15 protein-coding genes and 1 tRNA gene are annotated in these 20,627 nt (G+C 68.0%); 4 read left to right on the top strand and 12 right to left on the bottom strand.

Translation table 11 applies throughout. The features are described from left to right. The first annotated feature begins 111 nt into the window (after window positions 1–111). Window positions 112–1,518 (top strand): M48 family metalloprotease, encoded by a 1,407-nt coding sequence (locus ACZ6KY_RS40125; RefSeq protein WP_469315198.1) that lies wholly within the window; start codon window positions 112–114, stop codon window positions 1,516–1,518. Window positions 1,519–1,551: 33 nt separating this feature from the next. Here the strand turns inward: ACZ6KY_RS40125 and ACZ6KY_RS40130 are convergent, their stop codons facing one another. From ACZ6KY_RS40130 to ACZ6KY_RS40175, 10 genes are all read right to left on the bottom strand, one after another. After that, entirely contained in the window at window positions 1,552–5,451 is a 3,900-nt protein-coding gene (locus ACZ6KY_RS40130) for a DNA-directed RNA polymerase subunit beta' (RefSeq protein WP_469315199.1), read from the bottom strand. Between the two features lie 114 nt (window positions 5,452–5,565). Beyond that, window positions 5,566–9,051 carry a DNA-directed RNA polymerase subunit beta gene (gene rpoB / locus ACZ6KY_RS40135; RefSeq protein WP_469315200.1) on the bottom strand — a complete coding sequence of 1,162 codons (3,486 nt, stop codon included), beginning with the start codon at window positions 9,049–9,051 and terminating at the stop codon, window positions 5,566–5,568. 637 nt (window positions 9,052–9,688) lie between these two features. Further along, window positions 9,689–10,066, bottom strand: a complete 378-nt coding sequence (gene rplL, locus ACZ6KY_RS40140; protein ID WP_328553983.1) for a 50S ribosomal protein L7/L12 — start codon at window positions 10,064–10,066, stop codon at window positions 9,689–9,691. Window positions 10,067–10,175: 109 nt separating this feature from the next. Further along, window positions 10,176–10,706: a 50S ribosomal protein L10 gene (gene rplJ / locus ACZ6KY_RS40145; protein ID WP_153289132.1), complete on the bottom strand. Its 531-nt coding sequence runs from the start codon at window positions 10,704–10,706 to the stop codon at window positions 10,176–10,178. 471 nt (window positions 10,707–11,177) lie between these two features. Next, a complete protein-coding gene (locus ACZ6KY_RS40150; protein ID WP_469315201.1) occupies window positions 11,178–12,125 on the bottom strand; it encodes an SCO4651 family lipoprotein in 948 nt (315 codons plus the stop codon). Window positions 12,126–12,314: 189 nt separating this feature from the next. Next, complete coding sequence (rplA, locus tag ACZ6KY_RS40155; RefSeq protein WP_451806068.1) at window positions 12,315–13,040, bottom strand: 50S ribosomal protein L1; 726 nt, start codon at window positions 13,038–13,040, stop codon at window positions 12,315–12,317. Between the two features lie 94 nt (window positions 13,041–13,134). Further along, complete coding sequence (gene rplK, locus ACZ6KY_RS40160) at window positions 13,135–13,569, bottom strand: 50S ribosomal protein L11 (RefSeq protein WP_266761707.1); 435 nt, start codon at window positions 13,567–13,569, stop codon at window positions 13,135–13,137. Window positions 13,570–13,762: 193 nt separating this feature from the next. After that, on the bottom strand, window positions 13,763–14,641 hold the full coding sequence (nusG, locus tag ACZ6KY_RS40165; RefSeq protein WP_469315202.1) for a transcription termination/antitermination protein NusG: 879 nt from the start codon (window positions 14,639–14,641) through the stop codon (window positions 13,763–13,765). A gap of 77 nt (window positions 14,642–14,718) precedes the next feature. Beyond that, window positions 14,719–15,000 (bottom strand): preprotein translocase subunit SecE, encoded by a 282-nt coding sequence (gene secE, locus ACZ6KY_RS40170; RefSeq protein ID WP_469315203.1) that lies wholly within the window; start codon window positions 14,998–15,000, stop codon window positions 14,719–14,721. A gap of 110 nt (window positions 15,001–15,110) precedes the next feature. Further along, a tRNA-Trp gene (locus tag ACZ6KY_RS40175) sits at window positions 15,111–15,183 on the bottom strand. Window positions 15,184–15,431: 248 nt separating this feature from the next. Here ACZ6KY_RS40175 and ACZ6KY_RS40180 point away from each other — a divergent pair. Both ACZ6KY_RS40180 and ACZ6KY_RS40185 read left to right on the top strand, forming a co-directional pair. Beyond that, on the top strand, window positions 15,432–16,658 hold the full coding sequence (locus ACZ6KY_RS40180) for a pyridoxal phosphate-dependent aminotransferase (RefSeq protein ID WP_469315204.1): 1,227 nt from the start codon (window positions 15,432–15,434) through the stop codon (window positions 16,656–16,658). 173 nt (window positions 16,659–16,831) lie between these two features. Continuing rightward, window positions 16,832–17,851, top strand: a complete 1,020-nt coding sequence (locus tag ACZ6KY_RS40185; RefSeq protein WP_469315205.1) for an adenosine deaminase — start codon at window positions 16,832–16,834, stop codon at window positions 17,849–17,851. Here ACZ6KY_RS40185 and ACZ6KY_RS40190 read toward each other — a convergent pair. Beyond that, window positions 17,848–18,498 carry a TetR/AcrR family transcriptional regulator gene (locus tag ACZ6KY_RS40190; protein WP_469315206.1) on the bottom strand — a complete coding sequence of 217 codons (651 nt, stop codon included), beginning with the start codon at window positions 18,496–18,498 and terminating at the stop codon, window positions 17,848–17,850. The two genes, ACZ6KY_RS40185 and ACZ6KY_RS40190, sit on opposite strands and share 4 nt — an antisense overlap. A 125-nt stretch (window positions 18,499–18,623) precedes the next feature. Here ACZ6KY_RS40190 and ACZ6KY_RS40195 point away from each other — a divergent pair, with 125 nt between their 5' ends. Further along, window positions 18,624–19,256 carry an NAD(P)-dependent oxidoreductase gene (locus tag ACZ6KY_RS40195; RefSeq protein WP_469315207.1) on the top strand — a complete coding sequence of 211 codons (633 nt, stop codon included), beginning with the start codon at window positions 18,624–18,626 and terminating at the stop codon, window positions 19,254–19,256. Window positions 19,257–19,369: 113 nt separating this feature from the next. Here the strand turns inward: ACZ6KY_RS40195 and ACZ6KY_RS40200 are convergent, their stop codons facing one another. Continuing rightward, window positions 19,370–20,425 carry a UDP-N-acetylmuramate dehydrogenase gene (locus tag ACZ6KY_RS40200; protein ID WP_469315208.1) on the bottom strand — a complete coding sequence of 352 codons (1,056 nt, stop codon included), beginning with the start codon at window positions 20,423–20,425 and terminating at the stop codon, window positions 19,370–19,372. Window positions 20,426–20,627 lie beyond the last annotated feature (202 nt).

A 20,627-nucleotide genomic window follows, 5' to 3' on the forward strand; every position in this document is an offset into this window, starting at 1 on the left:
CACGCCCGGCACGGCGCCGCCGTCCACGCCGGCACCCGCTGCCCCGCCGCGGCCACGACGCTCACCGGCTGACGTCCCCGCACAGCCACCAGCCAGATCGAAGGAGTCCCCATGTCCCAGCCCCCCGGCCCGGCCCCCGCGTCCCCCGAGCCCCCGTACCCGGGAGCCACCACTCCGCCGCCCCAATACCCAGGGACCCCGTACCCAGGTGCCACCACCCCGCCACCCCAGTACCCCGCGTCCTCCGCTCCCCCACCGCAGTACCCCGGGAGCCCCGGCGCCGGGGGACCGGGGTACCCGGGGGCAGGAGGCCCCGCACCCCAGTACCCGGGCTCCGGCGCGCCGCCCTCGGCGCACCAGCAGGCGGCCTACCAGCAGACGGCGGCCCCTCCGCCGCAGTATCCGGGGGCGGACCCGCGGTACGCGGGAGCTGACCCGCGCCACGCGGGTCCGCAGCAGCCGGGGCCCGCGCCGTTCGTTCCGCGGCCCGCCGTCGCGCCCGACGATCTCGACTACCGCCACCAGGGCTCACGCGTTCATCTGGCGAGCCATCAGCGGGGTGCCGACGCCACCGCCATAGGGCAGCTCGCGACGCAGATCCCTGGTGCCCTGGTGAGCCTCGCCGTGGTGTCGGCCCTCGCGCTGGGGATGTTCGGCACGGTCGTGGGCTGGCTGGTCGTGGTGGCCTGGCTGGCCTCCGGGGCACTCGTCTTCCACCGGCCCACCGAACTGCGCTTCGCCCGGCACATGCTCAAACTGCGGATGCCGCTCGCTGAGGAGCGGGCCCGGCTGGAGCCGATCTGGCGCGAGGTCACCGCCCGGGCGGGTATCGAGGCGGACACCTACGAGCTGATGGTGGAGAACAGCGACGATCTGAACGCGGTCGCGGCCGCCGGCCATGTCGTCGGCGTCACCACCTACTCCCTCAACCGGATCCCCAGCAGCAACCTCGCCGCCGTACTCGCGCATGAGCTCGGCCACCACACCGGCGGTCACGCCTGGGCCGGTCTCCTCGGCTACTGGTACTCGCTGCCCGGCCGGCTCGCCTGGGCCTTCACCCGCGGGATGGCCCGGATCGCGCTCGCCGTCGCCGGGGTCTTCTCGGCGGCCGCGACCGGGCTGCTGATCCTCTTCATGGGGATGTTCGTGCTCGCCGGTTTCCTCGTCGCCTGGTACATCACCATCCCGCTCGTCGTGGCGCCGTACCTCCTCGCCTACGCGGGCCGCCTCGGCGAACTGCGCGCCGACCAGCAGGCCGCCGCCCTCGGCTTCGCGCCCGAGATGGCCCAGGTCCTGCACCACTTCCAGGCCGAGGAGGACGCCGCGAAGGCGGTGGCCGTCAGCCAGGGCAGGAAGCTCCAGGAGCCCGGCGGCCTCGCCAAGCTGCTCTCCACCCACCCGGACAACTACACCCGGCTGCGCGCCCTGGAGCCGTATCTCCAGCTCCCGCGCCAGGAACGGGACCCGAGCGGACCGGGAACGGGAACGCCGAAGGGCGGTCACCCCCGTCGGGGATGACCGCCCTTCGTACTACTGCCTACTGCCTACCGCTTACTGGTTGTACGGACCGTAGTCGTAGTCCTCCAGCGGGACGGCCTGGCCGGAGCCGGTGCCGAACGGCGAGTAGTCGATGTCGTCGTAGCCGACGGCCGAGTACATCGCGGCCTTGGCTTCCTCGGTCGGCTCGACCCGGATGTTGCGGTAGCGGGACAGACCCGTACCGGCCGGGATGAGCTTACCGATGATGACGTTCTCCTTGAGGCCGATCAGGGAGTCGGACTTGGCGTTGATCGCCGCGTCCGTCAGAACCCTGGTCGTCTCCTGGAAGGACGCCGCCGACAGCCACGACTCGGTCGCCAGCGAGGCCTTGGTGATACCCATCAGCTGCGGACGGCCGGAGGCCGGGTGGCCGCCTTCCTGGACCACACGACGGTTCTCGGTCTCGAACTTCGAACGCTCGACCAGCTCGCCGGGCAGCAGCTCCGCGTCGCCCGACTCGATGATCGTCACTCGGCGCAGCATCTGCCGGATGATGATCTCGATGTGCTTGTCGTGGATCGACACACCCTGCGAGTTGTAGACCTTCTGGACCTCGCCGACCAGGTGGACCTGGACGGCACGCTGACCCAGGATGCGCAGCACGTCGTGCGGGTTGGTGGCACCCACGGTGAGCTTCTGGCCCACCTCGACGTGCTCGCCCTCGGCCACCAGGAGACGGGCGCGCTTGGAGATCGGGAACGCCGTCTCCTCGCTGCCGTCGTCCGGGGTGACGACGAGCTTCTTGGTCTTCTCGGTCTCCTCGATCCGCACGCGGCCGGAGGCCTCGGAGATCGGGGCGACACCCTTCGGCGTACGGGCTTCGAAGAGCTCGACGACACGGGGCAGACCCTGGGTGATGTCGTCACCGGCCACACCACCGGTGTGGAAGGTACGCATCGTCAGCTGGGTACCGGGCTCACCGATGGACTGGGCGGCGATGATGCCGACCGCCTCACCGATGTCGACCAGCTTGCCGGTGGCCAGCGAACGGCCGTAGCACATGGCGCAGGTACCGACGGCGGACTCGCAGGTCAGGACCGAACGGGTCTTGACCTCCTCGATGCCGTGCCTGACCAGCTCGTCGATGAGGACGTCGCCGAGGTCGGTGTTGGCCGGGGCCAGCACCTTGCCGTCGACGGTGATGTCCTCGGCCAGCGCACGTGCGTACACGCTGGTCTCGACGTTCTCGGCCTTGCGCAGCACGCCGTCCGCGTCGCGCTCCGCGATGTGCAGCTTGAGGCCGCGGTCGGTGCCGCAGTCCTCCTCGCGGATGATGACGTCCTGGGAGACGTCGACCAGACGACGGGTGAGGTAACCCGAGTCGGCGGTACGCAGAGCGGTGTCGGCCAGACCCTTACGGGCACCGTGGGTCGAGATGAAGTACTCGAGCACCGACAGGCCTTCACGGAAGGAGGCCTTGATGGGGCGCGGGATCGTCTCGTTCTTGGCGTTCGACACCAGACCACGCATACCGGCGATCTGACGCATCTGCATCATGTTGCCTCGTGCGCCCGAGTTCACCATCATCGAAACCGGGTTGGTCTTCGGGAAGTTCGCGTTCATCGCCTCGGCGACCTCGTTGGTCGCCTTGGTCCAGATCGCGATGAGCTCCTGCGTGCGCTCTTCCTTGGTGATCAGACCGCGCTCGTACTGCTTCTGGACCTTCTCGTCCAGGTCCTCGTAGCCCTTGACGATCGCGCGCTTCGCATCCGGAACGACGATGTCGGAGATGGCCACGGTGACGCCGGAACGGGTCGCCCAGAAGAAGCCGGACGCCTTCAGGTTGTCGAGCGTCGCCGCCACGATGACCTTGGGGTAGCGCTCGGCGAGGTCGTTGACGATCTCGGAGAGCTGCTTCTTGCCGACCTCGTAGTCGACGAACGGGTAGTCCTCGGGCAGCAGCTCGTTGAAGAGCGCGCGGCCCAGGGTCGTCCGCAGGCGGAAGGTGTCACCCTGCTGCCACTCCGGGTCGCCCTCCTCCCGCGCCGGCGGGGTCCAGCCGCGCGGCGGGATGGTGCCCACCGGGAAGCGGATGTCCACGCGCGACTGCAGCGAGAGCTCGCTCGCGTCGAACGCCATGATCGCCTCGGCCACGGAAGCGAAGGAGCGGTCCTCGCCCTTCACGTTCCGCAGGTCGCCGTCGGTGGTCAGGAAGAACAGACCGAGGACCATGTCCTGGGTCGGCATCGTGACCGGGCGGCCGTCGGCCGGCTTGAGGATGTTGTTCGAGGACAGCATCAGGATGCGGGCCTCGGCCTGCGCCTCCGCGGAGAGCGGAAGGTGCACGGCCATCTGGTCACCGTCGAAGTCCGCGTTGAACGCGGTGCAGACGAGCGGGTGGATCTGGATGGCCTTGCCCTCGACCAGCTGCGGCTCGAAGGCCTGGATGCCGAGGCGGTGCAGCGTCGGCGCACGGTTCAGCAGAACCGGGTGCTCGGCGATGACCTCTTCCAGGACGTCGTACACGACCGTGCGGCCGCGCTCGACCATCCGCTTGGCGCTCTTGATGTTCTGCGCGTGGTTCAGGTCGACCAGGCGCTTCATCACGAACGGCTTGAAGAGCTCCAGCGCCATGGCCTTGGGCAGACCACACTGGTGCAGCTTCAGCTGCGGACCGACGACGATCACGGAACGCGCGGAGTAGTCCACACGCTTGCCGAGCAGGTTCTGACGGAATCGACCCTGCTTGCCCTTGAGCATGTCGGACAGCGACTTCAGCGGACGGTTGCCGGGGCCCGTGACCGGGCGACCACGACGGCCGTTGTCGAAGAGCGCGTCGACGGCCTCCTGGAGCATGCGCTTCTCGTTGTTCACGATGATCTCGGGGGCACCGAGGTCGAGAAGGCGCTTCAGACGGTTGTTGCGGTTGATCACACGGCGGTACAGGTCGTTCAGGTCGGAGGTCGCGAAGCGGCCACCGTCCAGCTGCACCATCGGGCGAAGGTCCGGCGGGATGACCGGCACGCAGTCGAGCACCATGCCCTTGGGGCTGTTGCTGGTCTGCAGGAACGCGGAGACGACCTTGAGGCGCTTGAGCGCGCGGGTCTTCTTCTGGCCCTTGCCGGTGCGGATGATCTCGCGGAGGCGCTCGGCCTCCTCGTCGAGGTCGAAGGACTCCAGGCGCTTCTGCAGCGCCGCGGCACCCATCGAACCGTCGAAGTACGTGCCGAAGCGGTCACGCAGCTCGCGGTAGAGGAGCTCGTCGCCCTCCAGGTCCTGGACCTTGAGGTTCTTGAAGCGGGTCCACACCTCGTCGAGACGGTCGATCTCGCGCTGCGCACGGTCGCGCAGCTGCTTCATCTCACGCTCGGCACCCTCGCGCACCTTGCGGCGCACGTCGGCCTTGGCGCCCTCGGCCTCCAGCTCGGCCAGGTCGGTCTCGAGCTTCTTGGCGCGGGCTTCGAGGTCGGCGTCGCGACGGTTCTCGACCTGCTGACGCTCGACGGAGACGTGAGCCTCCAGCGAGGGCAGGTCGCGGGTGCGGCGCTCCTCGTCGACGAACGTGATCATGTACGCGGCGAAGTAGATGACCTTCTCGAGGTCCTTCGGGGCGAGGTCGAGCAGGTAGCCAAGACGCGACGGAACGCCCTTGAAGTACCAGATGTGGGTGACGGGAGCGGCCAGCTCGATGTGGCCCATCCGCTCACGACGCACCTTGGCGCGAGTGACCTCGACGCCGCAGCGCTCGCAGATGATGCCCTTGAAGCGGACACGCTTGTACTTACCGCAGTAGCACTCCCAGTCCCGGGTCGGACCGAAGATCTTCTCGCAGAAGAGTCCGTCCTTTTCGGGCTTGAGGGTGCGGTAGTTGATGGTCTCGGGCTTCTTGACCTCGCCGTGGCTCCACTGACGGATGTCGTCAGCGGTGGCCAGACCGATCCGGAGCTCATCGAAGAAGTTGACGTCGAGCACTATGCGTCAATCCCTCTCAGGGTTGTAAGTCTTAGGGGTCTGATACGGGGGTCCTGGGGCCGGCAGGCCTTCCTCACCTTTTCCACAGGTGGCGAAAGGCCCGCCGAACTCCCGTCAGACCTCTTCGACGCTGCTCGGCTCGCGCCGGGACAGGTCGATGCCGAGCTCCTCCGCCGCGCGGAAGACGTCCTCGTCGGTGTCACGCATTTCGATGGACATACCGTCGCTGGACAGCACCTCCACGTTGAGGCAGAGAGACTGCATCTCCTTGATGAGCACCTTGAAGGACTCGGGGATGCCGGGCTCGGGGATGTTCTCGCCCTTGACGATGGCCTCGTAGACCTTCACGCGGCCGGTCACGTCGTCGGACTTGATCGTCAGCAGCTCCTGGAGGGCGTAAGCGGCGCCGTACGCCTCCAGCGCCCACACCTCCATCTCACCGAAGCGCTGGCCACCGAACTGAGCCTTACCACCCAGCGGCTGCTGGGTGATCATCGAGTACGGACCGGTCGAGCGGGCGTGGAGCTTGTCGTCGACCAGGTGGTGGAGCTTGAGGATGTACATGTAGCCGATCGAGACCGGCTCCGGGAACGGCTCGCCGGAGCGGCCGTCGAACAGCGGCGCCTTGCCGGACGGGAGGACCAGACGGTCGCCGTCGCGGTTGGGCAGGGTGTGCTCGAAGAGACCCGCGAGCTCGTCCTCACGCGCACCGTCGAAGACGGGGGTGGCGACGTTGGTGCCCGGGGCGACCTTGTCGGCCCCGATGGACTGCAGGCGCTGGGCCCAGTCGTCCGCGAGACCGGAGACGTCCCAGCCGCGGCTGGCGAGCCAGCCGAGGTGGATCTCCAGGACCTGTCCCGGGTTCATTCGGGACGGGACACCCAGCGGGTTGAGGATGATGTCGACCGGGGTGCCGTCCTCCAGGAACGGCATGTCCTCGATCGGCAGGATCTTCGAGATGACACCCTTGTTGCCGTGACGGCCGGCGAGCTTGTCACCGTCCGTGATCTTGCGCTTCTGCGCCACGTAGACACGAACCAGCTGGTTCACGCCCGGCGGCAGCTCGTCGCCCTCTTCACGGTCGAAGACGCGGACGCCGATGACCTTGCCGATCTCGCCGTGCGGGACCTTCAGCGAGGTGTCACGGACCTCACGGGCCTTCTCACCGAAGATCGCGCGCAGCAGGCGCTCCTCCGGCGTCAGCTCGGTCTCGCCCTTGGGCGTGACCTTGCCGACGAGGATGTCGCCGGCGACGACCTCGGCACCGATACGGATGATGCCGCGCTCGTCGAGGTCGGCGAGGACCTCTTCGGAGACGTTCGGGATGTCCCGGGTGATCTCCTCCGGGCCGAGCTTGGTGTCACGGGCGTCGACCTCGTGCTCCTCGATGTGGATCGAGGAGAGGACGTCGTCCTGCACGAGGCGCTGCGACAGGATGATCGCGTCCTCGTAGTTGTGACCCTCCCACGGCATGAACGCCACGAGCAGGTTCTTGCCGAGCGCCATCTCGCCGTCCTCGGTCGCGGGACCGTCGGCCAGGACCTGGCCTTCGATCACGCGGGCGCCCTCGTCCACGACAACCTTCTGGTTGACGGAGGTGCCCTGGTTCGACCGGGAGAACTTGTGCAGGCGGTACGTGGTGTACGTGCCGTCGTCGTTGGCGGTGGTGATGTAGTCCGCGGAGACCTCCTGGACCACACCGTCCTTCTCCGACTTCAGGACGTCACCGGCGTCGACCGCGCAGCGGTACTCCATGCCGGTGCCGACCAGCGGCGCCTCGGACTTGATGAGCGGAACGGCCTGGCGCATCATGTTCGCGCCCATGAGGGCACGGTTGGCGTCGTCGTGCTCCAGGAACGGGATCATGGCGGTCGCGACCGACACCATCTGGCGCGGGGAGACGTCCATGTAGTCGACGTCGTCACCGGGGACGTAGTCGACCTCTCCGCCACGACGGCGGACCAGGACGCGGGACTCCTCGAAGCGGAACTCCTCCGTCAGCGGCGCGTTGGCCTGCGCGATGACGAATCGGTCCTCTTCGTCGGCCGTCAGGTAGTCGACCTCGTCGGTGACGAAGCCGCCCGTGACCCTGCGGTACGGGGTCTCGACGAAACCGAACGCGTTGACCCGGCCGTAGGAGGCGAGCGAGCCGATCAGGCCGATGTTCGGGCCTTCGGGGGTCTCGATCGGGCACATGCGGCCGTAGTGCGACGGGTGCACGTCACGGACCTCGAAGCCGGCCCGCTCACGGGAGAGACCACCCGGGCCAAGCGCCGACAGACGGCGCTTGTGGGTGAGACCCGACAGCGGGTTGTTCTGGTCCATGAACTGCGACAGCTGGCTGGTGCCGAAGAACTCCTTGATGGAGGCGACGACCGGCCGGATGTTGATCAGGGTCTGCGGCGTGATCGCCTCGACGTCCTGAGTCGTCATGCGCTCGCGGACGACGCGCTCCATACGAGCCAGACCCGTGCGGACCTGGTTCTGGATGAGCTCGCCGACGTTGCGCAGACGACGGTTGCCGAAGTGGTCGATGTCGTCGGTCTCGACGACGATCGAGGTGCCGTTGTCACCAACGGTCTCGGTCTCACCGGCGTGCAGCTTCACCAGGTACTTGATCGACGAGATGATGTCCTCGACGGTCAGGATCCCGGCGTCGAGCGGGGCGGTGCCGGCCAGCTTCTTGTTGACCTTGTACCGGCCGACCTTGGCGAGGTCGTAGCGCTTCGGGTTGAAGTAGAGGTTCTCCAGAAGCGTCTGCGCGGCCTCACGGGTCGGCGGCTCGCCCGGACGCAGCTTGCGGTAGATGTCCAGCAGCGCGTCGTCCTGGCCCTGGGTGTGGTCCTTCTCCAGGGTGGCGCGCATGGACTCGTACTCGCCGAACTCCTCGAGGATCTGCTCGGTGGTCCAGCCGAGAGCCTTCAGGAGAACGGTGACGGACTGCTTGCGCTTGCGGTCGATGCGGACACCGACCATGTCGCGCTTGTCGATCTCCATCTCCAGCCAGGCACCCCGGGACGGGATGACCTTGGCCGAGAAGATGTCCTTGTCGGACGTCTTGTCGATCGAGGAGTCGAAGTAGACGCCCGGCGAGCGGACCAGCTGCGACACGACGACACGCTCGGTGCCGTTGATGACGAAGGTGCCCTTGTTGGTCATGAGCGGGAAGTCGCCCATGAAGACCGTCTGGGACTTGATCTCGCCGGTCTCGTTGTTGGTGAACTCGGCGGTGACGAAGAGCGGGGCCGCGTACGTGAAGTCGCGGTCCTTGCACTCGTCGATGGAGTTCTTCGGGGGCTCGAAGCGGTGGTCGCGGAACGTCAGGGACATCGACCCACTGAAGTCCTCGATCGGGGAGATCTCCTCGAAGATCTCCTCCAGACCGGACTTGGTGGGGACGTCCTGTCCGCTGTCCAGAGCCGCCTCGACACGAGCCTTCCACGCGTCGTTGCCGAGCAGCCAGTCGAAGCTCTCGGTTTGCAGCGCAAGAAGGTTCGGAACCTCGAGGGGCTCCTTGATCTTTGCAAAGGAGATGCGCAGCGGGGCGGTGCTGGCGCCGTTGTTCATATTCGCGGTCGAGGCAGTGCGCGAGGCGGCCAAGAGGGGGTCCTTCCGAGGGCTCGGACTCACTACGCGCGTACCGGTCCCATGTCGGACAAAGCGTCGGGCCGTTCCTGATCCAGCCGGATAAGGCCAGGTCAGGGTCGATCCAACCGTCGATGCTCACACACGGGTATGCCCCTGGTGACGGGCAGGAGGCAGCTAACAGGCAGCGCAAAGGGTCAGTGTAGCCACTAGGCCCACTGATGTCCAGTCCCGGTTTCGGGAGACCCTCATTGTTGTCAACACCTGCGGCAAGCCACGCCCTCAATGCACATCGATACTGCCCTCTTCGTCAGCGATCCATGCCTCGGATACGGATCGTTGTGACGACGCGTCCTGAGAATTGCGCGCCGCGTGCCGTTCGTCAAGGCCCCCCATGCCCGAGCAAGTGCCGCGATCGTCACGCGCGGCCCGTCTTGCAACCCGTCCCTCTGCCTGTCACAGGGTGGCCGGAGGCACAACGAAGATCACCATACTCGTCGCGACCTGCAGCGCAAGGCTGCCGCTTCGGGGACCCCCTGGAACGCCGAAGAGCGACCACCCAGTTGGGTGATCGCTCTTCGGTGCGTCAGCGTTACAGCGCTTCTTGAGCGGCTGTCACAGCTTCACAGGAGTCCTCGGGGGACTCGTCGAGTTACTTGACCTCGACGGAGGCGCCGGCGCCCTTGAGGGACTCGGCAGCCTTCTCGGCGGCCTCCTTGGCGACCTTCTCGAGGACGGGCTTCGGAGCGCCGTCGACGAGGTCCTTGGCCTCCTTCAGGCCCAGCGAGGTGAGCTCACGCACGACCTTGATGACCTGGATCTTCTTCTCGCCGGCACCCGTGAGGATGACGTCGAACTCGTCCTGCTCCTCGACGGCCTCAACGGCGGCGGGGCCGACCGGGGCAGCGGCGACCGCGGCGGCGGCGGTGACGTCGAACTTCTCCTCGAAGGCCTTCACGAACTCGGAGAGCTCGATGAGGGTGAGGTTCTCGAACTGCGCGAGCAGCTCTTCCTGGGACAGCTTCGCCATGATGGCGTCCTTCCACTAATTCGGCAGGTGCCGGATGTACTGGTGAGGCGGGCGTACGTTCGGCCCGCTACGACCGTCGCCTCAGGCGGCGGTCAATGCGCGAGCCGAATTACTCGGCACCGCCCTGCTCGGCCTGCTTGACACGAAGCGCCTCCGCGGTGCGGACGAACTTCGAGGGGAGCGCCTGGAAGAGACGAGCAGTCTGCGTCTGCTTGCCCTTGAAGGCACCCGCCAGCTTGGCGAGCAGAACCTCGCGGGACTCGAGGTCCGCAAGCTTCTTGATCTCGTCGGCGGACAGCGCCTTGCCGTCAAGGACACCGCCCTTGATGACGAGGTTCGGATTGTCCTTGGCGAAGTCACGAAGACCCTTCGCCGACACCACCGGGTCACCGGTGATGAAGGCGACCGCCGTCGGACCGTTGAACAGGTCGTCGAGCGTAGAGATCCCGGCCTCGTTGGCCGCAATCTTGGTCAGCGTGTTCTTCACCACGGCGTACTGGGCGTCTTCACCGAGCGAACGGCGCAGCGTCTTGAGCTGCGCCACGGTGAGACCCCGGTACTCGGTCAGCACGGCGGCGTTCGAGCTGCGGAACTGGTCCGCGAGCTCGGCTACCGCGGCAGCCTTGTCGGGCCTTGCCATAGAGCGTCGGCCTCCTTCCGGGTGATGAGGACCGCTCAAAAGGGACTGACAAAACGAAACGCCCCGGCGCAGGCGCACGGGGCGTAGCTCTACCGGATTCCTCCGCACGCTGGGCATGCGAACTCCGGGAACACATCCACGAATCACCTACGCGGGTCGTCCGCAGTTTCAGCGGATCCTTCGGTCACCACGCCCTCTTGCGAGCGCGAGGCAACGACCAGCGGTCTTTGGCTTCTTGAGGAGAGTACGTGAAGGGGACGTCGCCAAGCAAATCCGCCCGGAGGGGTCAGCCGTGCCGCCCGGAGAGGTCAGCCCTGCCGGGCGCCCTTCAGCATCTCGGCGAGGTCGACGGCACCCTTGGCGGGCATCGCCGCCTCACCACTGGCCTTGCCCTCCTGGGGGACCTTGCCCGTCATCCGGTAGCGCAGGAAGGTGATGCCCCAGGAGGGAGACGGCGGGGCGGGGCCGGCCTCAGGAGCCGGAGCTCGTGCCGGATCCGGTCGACGTGTCGCCGCTGCCGGGTGTCCCGCCCTGCTTCTTCAGGAGGTCCTTGAAGTCCTCGGTGTCACCGGCCGGGGGCGCCGCGGCCGAGACCTTCACTCCGTAGTCGCTGTAGTACGTCGTGGAGGACATCGTGCCGCCCGACATCGCGGCCTTGGAGACCGCCTTGACGGGCAGGCCCTTGCCGTCGACCCAGATGTCGACGGCCTCCGTCGTGATGCCGGCCTGGGTGAACTGCTTCTTCATACTGGCGAGTTGACTCGCGCTGAGATGGGAGCTCCGGGCCGCGAAGTCCGCGACGTTCACCGTGCCCGCGTAGTGCGTGGCCTTCTCGCCGCGGACCGTCTCGTCGCCGACCTTCTTGACATCGCCGGACGCCAGCAGGAGCTTCACCGACTGGCTCGGCGAGTTGTTCTGCACCTGGTCCTTCAGGAGCGCGCCCGAGCCGCCCCCGAACTTCGCCAGGTCGTCGTATCCGTACCGGATCCAGTGCTTGCCGCCCGCCTGCTGGGCGAACGTGTCGCCCATCTTCGCGTAGTAGGCGTCGGACAGATAGCGGGCCTCCAGGGAGGCGCTGCCCATCTTGCGCATCGTGTCGGCCATCGTGCCGCCGGTGTACGTGATCGTCATGGCGCCGGTGAGGCCCTTGCCCCAGCCCATGACGCCGCCCGACTTCATGGACATCAGCGAGCCCATGGTCGTCGTCGACTCGATCCGGGCGGAGTCGGCGCCGTCGGTGGATTTCTCCGCGGAGCGCAGGGCCGCGATGGGACTGACGAGCGTGGTGCCCTTGTGCCCGGCCCTGTCGTCCTTGCCCGAACTCCCGGCGGAACTCGACGAGTTGCAGGCCGTCAACCCCGCCAGCGCGGCCGTCAGCGCGATCGAGAGAGTCACGCGGCGCGCCATGATGCTGTTCATTCGTCCACCCCTATGCGAATTTTGTGAACCGCACGCTAGCGCAGCCCACTGACACCCGTATCCGAATTCCTTCTGGGGTGATCGCCCCGAAAAGGCCTCCGGACATGAGGACGGGCCCCGCACCTCGAAAGGTTGCGGGGCCCGTTCAGAAACGCGTGCGCGACGCGGTCACCGGGGTGAGCGGGAGGCTCAGACGGCGGCCGGGTCCTCCTCGACGAGGAGGTTGCGGGTGCGGTTGGGGTCGACGGGAACGCCGGGGCCGATCGTCGAGCTGATCGCGGCCTTCTTGATGTAGCGACCCTTGGCGGCCGACGGCTTCAGACGAAGGATCTCGTCGAGGGCCGCACCGTAGTTCTCCACCAGCTTGGTGTCGTCGAAGGACACCTTGCCGATGATGAAGTGCAGGTTCGAGTGCTTGTCGACGCGGAACTCGATCTTGCCACCCTTGATCTCGGTGACAGCCTTGGCGACGTCCGGGGTCACGGTGCCGGTCTTGGGGTTCGGCATGAGACCACGGGGACCGAGCACGCGGCCGAGGCGGCCGACCTTGCCCATGAGGTCCGGGGTGGCGACGACGGCGTCGAAGTCCAGACGGCCCTTCGCCACCTCGTCGATGAGCTCGTCGGAGCCGACGATGTCGGCGCCCGCGGCGGTCGCGGCCTCGGCACGGTCACCGGTCGCGAAGACCAGGACCCGGGCGGTCTTACCGGTGCCGTGCGGGAGGTTCACGGTGCCACGGACCATCTGGTCGGCCTTGCGCGGGTCGACACCCAGGCGGAAGGCGACCTCGACGGTGCCGTCGTACTTGCTCGTGGAGGTCTCCTTGGCGAGACGGACGGCCTCGAGCGGGGCGTAGAGCTTCTCCCGGTCGACCTTGGCGTCCGCAGCGCGGAGAGACTTGCTGCGCTTGCTCACTACTGCTCCTGATGTGTTCTGAGGAGTCGTGGTACGGGCCGAGCAGGCCCTGCCACGTGCGGCCGGAGCCGCATGGTTCCTACGAAGGTGGGTGTCAGCCCTCGACCGTGATGCCCATGGAACGGGCGGTGCCGGCGATGATCTTCGACGCGGCGTCCAGGTCGTTGGCGTTGAGGTCGGGCATCTTGGTCGTGGCGATCTCGCGGACCTGCGCCTGGGTGATCTTGGCGACCTTGGTCTTGTGCGGCTCGCCGGAGCCCTTCTCGACACCCGCGGCCTTGAGGATCATCTTCGCGGCCGGCGGAGTCTTGGTCACGAAGGTGAAGGAGCGGTCCTCGTAGACCGTGATCTCCACCGGGATGACCCAGCCACGCTGCGACTCGGTCGCCGCGTTGTAGGCCTTGCAGAACTCCATGATGTTGACGCCGTGCTGACCGAGCGCGGGGCCGACCGGCGGGGCCGGGTTCGCCGCACCGGCGTTGATCTGGAGCTTGATGAGCCCCGTGACCTTCTTCTTCTTGGGAGGCATTCCGGGTCCTCTTTCGTTTTCGCCTTCCTACGTCCGAGTCGCCCCGGACGGCTGCCTTCAACCGAGGTGATGATCCGGATGGAGGCATACCGCACAACGATAACGGGTATCTGCGCGCGGCTAAAAACCGAGCAGGTCAGACAGGCTGTGACAGCCCGTCTGACCTGTTCGGAAGACGTACGTCCAGAAGGTGCTAGTTCTTCTGGATCTGGTCGAAGGAAAGCTCGACCGGAGTCTCGCGGCCGAAGATCTCGACGAGGCCCTTGACCTTCTTCGAGTCGGCGTTGATCTCGTTGATGGTGGCCTGCAGCGTGGCGAACGGGCCGTCGGTGACGGTGACCGAGTCGCCGACCTCGAAGTCCAGCACCTGGACCTCGACCTTGCGCTGCGGAACGGGCTTGCCCTCGGCCTCGGCGGCCTCGCGGGCGGCCTTCTCCTCGGCCTCCGGGGCGAGCATCTTGACGATCTCGTCCAGGGTCAGCGGGTACGGGTCGTAGGCGTTGCCCACGAAGCCGGTGACGCCGGGCGTGTTGCGGACGACACCCCAGGACTCGTTCGTCAGGTCCATGCGGACCAGGACGTAGCCCGGGAGCTTGTTCTGCTTGATCGTCTTGCGCTCGCCGTTCTTGATCTGCGCGACCTCTTCCTGCGGCACCTCGGCCTGGAAGATGAAGTCCTCGACGTTCAGCGAAACGGCACGCTGCTCGAGGTTGGTCTTCACGCGGTTCTCGTAACCGGCGTACGTGTGGATGACGTACCACTCGCCGGGGAGCAGGCGCAGTTCCTCGCGCAGGGCGGTCACGGGGTCGACGGGCTCGGCCGCTGCTTCGGCCTCGGCCTCATCGGCCTCATCGGCGTCGTCGTCGGCGAGCGCCTCGGCGGGCACGTCCTCGTCCTCGACGTCCTCACCGGACTCGTCCTCGACGTGCAGGGCCGCGTCCTCGGCGGGCTCGCCGGCGGCGGCATCGGCAGCCTCGAACTCGTCCACGACGTCCGCTCCCTCGACGATCTCGAGCTCGTCGTCAACGGACTCGACCGACTCGGTGGCGTCGTTCAGGTTCGGGTCAGACACGGTGGCTGCTTCTTCCTGGATACATGGGGGTGGAACACGCGAAAGGGGCGCCGGTGACGGCGCCCTTCGCTGTCGGCTCAGCCGAAGACGTACTTGGCGGCGTGGTTGAGCCCAAAGTCGATCAGGGTCACCAGGCCCATCATGATGACGACGAACACGATCACCACTGTGGTGTAGGTCGTCAGCTGATTGCGAGTCGGCCAGACGACCTTGCGGAGCTCCGCAACGATCTGGCGGTAGAAAGTGGCAAGGCGCTTCAGCGGGCCCTTCTTGGCACGCTTACCGCCCTTGCGGGCCTTCTTTTTGGACTCCGGCGCCTCGGCATCAGGCATGTCGATGGAGCCCACGGCGTCCGTCACTCGTCCTCACCTGATTCCCGGGTCGTGACCGTGCCGCGCCCGGTATGAGCCGCACGGCGGTGCATTGCAGTACGTACACGCGCACACATCCTGGCGAAAGGTGTGTGTAGCAGGGCCGGAGGGACTTGAACCCCCAACCGCTGGTTTTGGAGACCAGTGCTCTACCAATTGAGCTACGACCCTTTGATTTCCCCCAACGTACCGCATCCGACCGGGTGCTCGGTGTGCACCGGTTGAGTGCGGCCGGTGAAGGCCAACGAGGTGAGAGTGTACGTGGTCCGGAGCCGGTCGTCGAACAGAAAGTGTCCGTACGGGCTTCCTCCGCTGAAGATCGACTGGTGGGGCGCGCGGATCCGGACGGATGTTCTGCCGTTGTTCAGTCTGTGAAACCCGCGTGCCGGGGGCGTTTCCAGTCTGAAACGATGGGTCCCATGAGCCCTGCAACCCCTCCCACCGAGCGCCGGGTCTCCGCCCGAGTCGGCGCGATCTCCGAGTCCGCCACCCTCGCCGTGGACGCCAAGGCCAAGGCACTCAAGGCCGCCGGACGTCCGGTGATCGGTTTCGGCGCCGGTGAGCCCGACTTCCCGACCCCGGACTACATCGTCCAGGCCGCCATCGAGGCCTGCTCGAACCCCAAGTACCACCGCTACACGCCGGCCGGCGGGCTCCCCGAGCTGAAGGCCGCGATCGCCGCGAAGACGCTGCGCGACTCCGGCTACGAGGTGGAGGCCGCCCAGGTCCTCGTCACCAACGGCGGCAAGCAGGCCATCTACGAGGCCTTCGCCGCGATCCTCGACCCGGGCGACGAGGTCATCGTCCCGGCGCCCTACTGGACCACCTACCCGGAGTCCATCCGTCTCGCCGGCGGTGTCCCGGTGGACGTCGTCGCGGACGAGACCACCGGCTACCGCGTCTCGGTCGAGCAGCTGGAGGCCGCCCGCACCGAGAACACCAAGGTGCTGCTCTTCGTCTCCCCGTCCAACCCGACGGGCGCGGTCTACACCCGCGAGCAGATCGAGGAGATCGGCCGCTGGGCCGCCGAGAAGGGCCTGTGGGTCCTGACCGACGAGATCTACGAGCACCTGGTCTACGGGGACGCGGAATTCCACTCGCTGCCCGTGGTGGTGCCCGAGCTGCGTGACAAGTGCGTCGTCGTCAACGGCGTCGCCAAGACGTACGCGATGACCGGCTGGCGCGTCGGCTGGGTCATCGGCCCGAAGGACGTCATCAAGGCCGCGACCAACCTCCAGTCGCACGCCACCTCGAACGTCTCCAACGTGGCCCAGGTCGCCGCGCTCGCCGCCGTCTCGGGCGACCTCGCGGCCGTCGCGAAGATGCGCGAGGCCTTCGACCGCCGCCGCAAGACCATCGTGCGCATGCTGAACGAGATCGACGGCGTGCTCTGCCCCGAACCCGAGGGCGCCTTCTACGCGTACCCCTCGGTGAAGGGACTCCTCGGCAAGGAGATCCGCGGCAAGCGCCCCGCCGACACGGTCGAGCTGGCCGCGCTCATCCTGGAGGAGTCCGAGGTCGCGGTCGTCCCGGGCGAGGCCTTCGGCACGCCGGGCTACCTGCGCCTGTCGTACGCGCTCGGCGACGAGGACCTCGTCGAGGGCGTCAGCCGGATCCAGCAGCTGCTGTCCGAGGCCAAGGACTGACCTCCTCCGTCCTCTCGCGCCCTTCGGGGCGCCGGTGACGTCTTCGCGCTCCACGCGCGCGTGCGGGGGCCGGCCACTCTCAGGAGTGACCGGCCCCCGTTCGTCCGTTCGAGCAAGCCTCCGATCAGCGAAAGCGCTACCGGCACGACATCCGCGTACGGCAAGATCCTCGGATGGAGCGCGTACGTGATGTGAGTGAACTGCCGAAGGCCCATCTGCACCTGCACTTCACCGGTTCGATGCGGCACACCACCCTGCTGGAACTGGCCGACAAGTACGGCGTACGGCTGCCGGACGCGCTGACCAGCGGGGAACCGCCGAAACTGCGGGCGACCGACGAGCGCGGCTGGTTCCGCTTCCAGCGCCTCTACGACGCCGCGCGGTCCTGCCTCAGAGAGCCCGAGGACATCCAGCGCCTGGTGCGCGAGGCCGCCGAGGAGGACCTGAAGGACGGCTCCGGGTGGCTGGAGATCCAGGTCGACCCGACGTCGTACGCCCCGCGCCTCGGCGGTCTGATCCCGGCCCTGGAGGTCATCCTGGACGCGGTCGACTCGGCCGTACGGGAGACCGGGCTCGGCATGCGCGTCCTGGTGGCCGCCAACCGGATGAAGCACCCCCTGGACGCCCGCACGCTGGCCCGGCTCGCCGTGCGCTACGCGGACCGGGGGATCGTCGGTTTCGGGCTCTCCAACGACGAGCGGCGGGGCATGGCGCGGGACTTCGACCGGGCCTTCGCCATCGCCCGCGAGGGCGGGCTGCTGTCCGCGCCGCACGGCGGCGAACTGACCGGGCCCGCCTCGGTCCGCGACTGCCTGGACGATCTGCACGCCTCACGGATCGGCCACGGGGTACGGGCCGCCGAGGACCCGCGGCTGCTGAAGCGCCTCGCGGACCGCGGGGTGACCTGTGAGGTCTGTCCCGCCTCGAACGTCGCCCTGGGCGTCTACGAGAAGCACGCCGACGTCCCCCTGCGAACTCTGTTCGAAGCCGGTGTGCCGCTGGCCCTCGGCGCCGACGACCCGCTGCTCTTCGGATCCCGGCTCGCCGCCCAGTACGAGATCGCCCGCCGCTACCACGGCTTCACGGACCCGGAACTGGCCGAGCTGGCCCGCCAGTCCATCCGCGCCTCGGCCGCGCCGGAGGACGTCCGGGCGAAGCTGCTGGCCGGCGTCGACGACTGGCTGACCGCCTAGACCTGTCCTGGCCCAGTCGCGTCCCCGGGCGCGATCCCGGCGAGCAGGGTGCGGGCGAGCGCCGGGGCGAAGGTGTCCAGGGGCGGGGGCGCGCCCTCCTGGGTGGCGTCGTAGGCGAACGCCCGCTGTGCGCAGGCGCCCAGGAGGAGGGACGCGGCCGCGTAGGTGTCGGTGTCCGGCTGAACGCGCCCGGCCCGCTGCTCCGCCAGCAGATACGCGGCGACGCCCCGGATGGGCATGTGCGGGCCCGCGCCCATGGCCCGCATGGCGTCGTCGTGGCGGCGCTTGAGCTGTGTCTCGGCGTACAAGGAGGCGGCTATCGGGAAACTCTGTTCATAGAAGAGGGCCGCCTGGCGGGCGATCGCGGTGAGGTTCTCCTCCAGGGAGTGCTCCCCCGGCTCGTCCGTCAGCCGCTCCAGGAGGGGGCCCAGCCGCGGCAGCCGCTCCTGAAGGACCCGGATGAACAGCTCTTCCTTGCTCGCGAAGTACTTGTAGAGCGCGGCCTCGGAGCAGCCGGCCGCCCTGGCGATCTCCTTGGTGGTGGTGCGGGAGAGGCCGAGGGTGAGCATGAGCTCGTGCGCCGCGTCGAGGATGCGGATCCTGGCCGGCTTCGACGGCGTGGGCTCCGTGGCGGATTTCTGCTGCATGGGACCCAAGGATTCCATGACACGTCCTCACGGGGTTGACGGGTGAGTGAGTACTTACCCACTCTAGAAGGAGCACGGGTGAGTGAACACTCACCCACCCATCTCCACCTCATGCGGAGCAGCTCATGAAACTCACCGTTTTCGGTGCCACCGGAGGCATCGGCCAGGAGATCGTCCGCCAGGCCCTCGGCGCGGGCCACCAGGTCACGGCCGTCGTACGGGATCCCGCGCGGCTGACCGTCACGGGCGCGGGTCTGGAGGTGTTCCGCGCGGATCTCACCGACCCGGGATCGCTGCGCCCCGCCGTCGCGGGCCGGGACGCGGTCCTCTCCGGACTCGGCGCGCGCAGCCGCAAGGACGCCGGGGTCGCCGCCCGGCTCACCCGTACGGTGCTGGGCGCCATGGAGGCGGAGCAGGTGCGGCGACTGCTGGCGGTCAGCGCGGGTCCGGTCGGCCCCGGCGCCGAGAACGACACGCCCGTCGACCGCGCCATGCGCCGGCTGATCTCCAGCATCCTGAAGGACGTCTACGCCGACCTGCGGGAGATGGAGGGCGAGCTGGCGGCCAGCGCCACGGACTGGACCGTCGTCCGTCCGCCCCGGCTCCAGAACAAGCCGCTGACCGGCTCCTACCGCACGGCCGTGGGCGGCTTCCCGCCCAAGGGCCGCTTCATCGCGCGCGCGGACGTGGCCCACGCGATGCTGGCGATGATCGACGACCCGGCGACCGTGAAACAGGGAGTGGGCGTCGCCTACTAGGACGCGCCTTCAGAGATCTCACGGTGCGCCTTCAGAGACCTGGGCGCGTCTTCAGAGACCTGGTCCTTCAGGGTTCTTCAGGGCCTCTGCCTCAAGCCTCTGCCTCAGGGCCTCTAGAGGCTGGCGTTCACCGTCACCGGCTCGTTGACCAGGGTGATCCCGAAGGCCTCGTGGACACCGGCGACGACCTCCCGGGCCAGCGCGAGGAGGTCCTCGGTGGTGGCGCCGCCCCGGTTGGTCAGGGCCAGCGTGTGCTTGGTGGAGATACGGGCGGGCCCGGTTCCGTAGCCCTTGGTGAAGCCCGACTTGTCGATCAGCCAGGCCGCGGAGGTCTTGGTGTGGCCCTCACCTGCCGCGTACGCCGGCGGTGCGGCGTCCGCGCCGAGCCGCTCCTTCACGCGCGCGTGGAACGCGGCGAACGCCTCGTCCGTGAGGATCGGGTTGGTGAAGAACGACCCGGCGGACCAGGTGTCGTGGTCCTCGGGGTCGAGCACCATGCCCTTGCCGCCCCGCAGCTTCAGGACGGTCTCGCGGGCGGCGCCGAGGGGCACACGGTCGCCGGGCTCCACGCCGAGCGCACGAGCCGTCTCGGCGTACTTGACCGGCGCCGACAGTCCCTGAGCATCCTCCAGCTCGAAGCGCACGCGCAGCACCACATGGCGCTCGGAGTCGGCCTTGAAGCGGCTGTGGCGGTACGAGAAGGCGCACTCGGCGTTGGTCAGCGTGACCGTCTCGCGCGTCTTCCGGTCATAGGCGATCACTTCGGTGATCGTCGACGACACTTCCTGGCCGTACGCGCCCACGTTCTGGATCGGCGTCGCGCCGGCCGAGCCGGGGATGCCGGCCAGGCACTCGATCCCGGCGAGCCCGGCCTCGACGGTGCGGGCGACCGCGTCGGTCCACACCTCGCCCGCGGCCAGCTCCAGCCTCGTACCGTCGAGCGAGAAGCCCTTCGTGGCGATGCGCAGGGCCGTCCCGGCGAAGCCCTTGTCACCGATGACCAGGTTCGATCCGCCGCCGACGATCAGCAGCGGCGTGCCGGCGTCGTCGGCCTCGCGCACGGCGGCGATCACCTCGGCGTCGGTCGTGGCGGTGATCAGCCGGGCGGCCGGGCCGCCGAGCCGGAAGGTGGTCAGCGGGGCGAGCGGGGCATCGTGGAGTTCCTGCACGGGCCCAAGACTACGAGAAGGGGCGGGGGCGCCCGGCCACCGGTGCGCCGCGGACGTGCGAACAGCCCCGCCCGGTGCGCCGCGGACGTGCGGACGGCCCCGCCGTCGGGCGAATTCGAGTGGTCGTCGCAACACGTGATCGGTTGTTCAGGCCGCGAGCAGTTTAGACAGGCGCTCGGCTGGGGTTTCCCAGCCGAGCGTT

The organism is Streptomyces sp. NPDC042002 (assembly GCF_055588305.1).

Coding starts and splice junctions, on each gene's coding strand:
- ACZ6KY_RS40180 (WP_469315204.1), top strand. CDS start 15,432: ATGAGCCCTGCAACCCCTCCCACCGAGCGCCGGGTCTCCGCCCGAGTC.
- rplL (WP_328553983.1), bottom strand. CDS start 10,066: ATGGCGAAGCTGTCCCAGGAAGAGCTGCTCGCGCAGTTCGAGAACCTC.
- ACZ6KY_RS40195 (WP_469315207.1), top strand. CDS start 18,624: ATGAAACTCACCGTTTTCGGTGCCACCGGAGGCATCGGCCAGGAGATC.
- ACZ6KY_RS40190 (WP_469315206.1), bottom strand. CDS start 18,498: ATGCAGCAGAAATCCGCCACGGAGCCCACGCCGTCGAAGCCGGCCAGG.
- ACZ6KY_RS40185 (WP_469315205.1), top strand. CDS start 16,832: ATGGAGCGCGTACGTGATGTGAGTGAACTGCCGAAGGCCCATCTGCAC.
- ACZ6KY_RS40125 (WP_469315198.1), top strand. CDS start 112: ATGTCCCAGCCCCCCGGCCCGGCCCCCGCGTCCCCCGAGCCCCCGTAC.
- ACZ6KY_RS40150 (WP_469315201.1), bottom strand. CDS start 12,125: ATGAACAGCATCATGGCGCGCCGCGTGACTCTCTCGATCGCGCTGACG.
- rplK (WP_266761707.1), bottom strand. CDS start 13,569: ATGCCTCCCAAGAAGAAGAAGGTCACGGGGCTCATCAAGCTCCAGATC.
- rplJ (WP_153289132.1), bottom strand. CDS start 10,706: ATGGCAAGGCCCGACAAGGCTGCCGCGGTAGCCGAGCTCGCGGACCAG.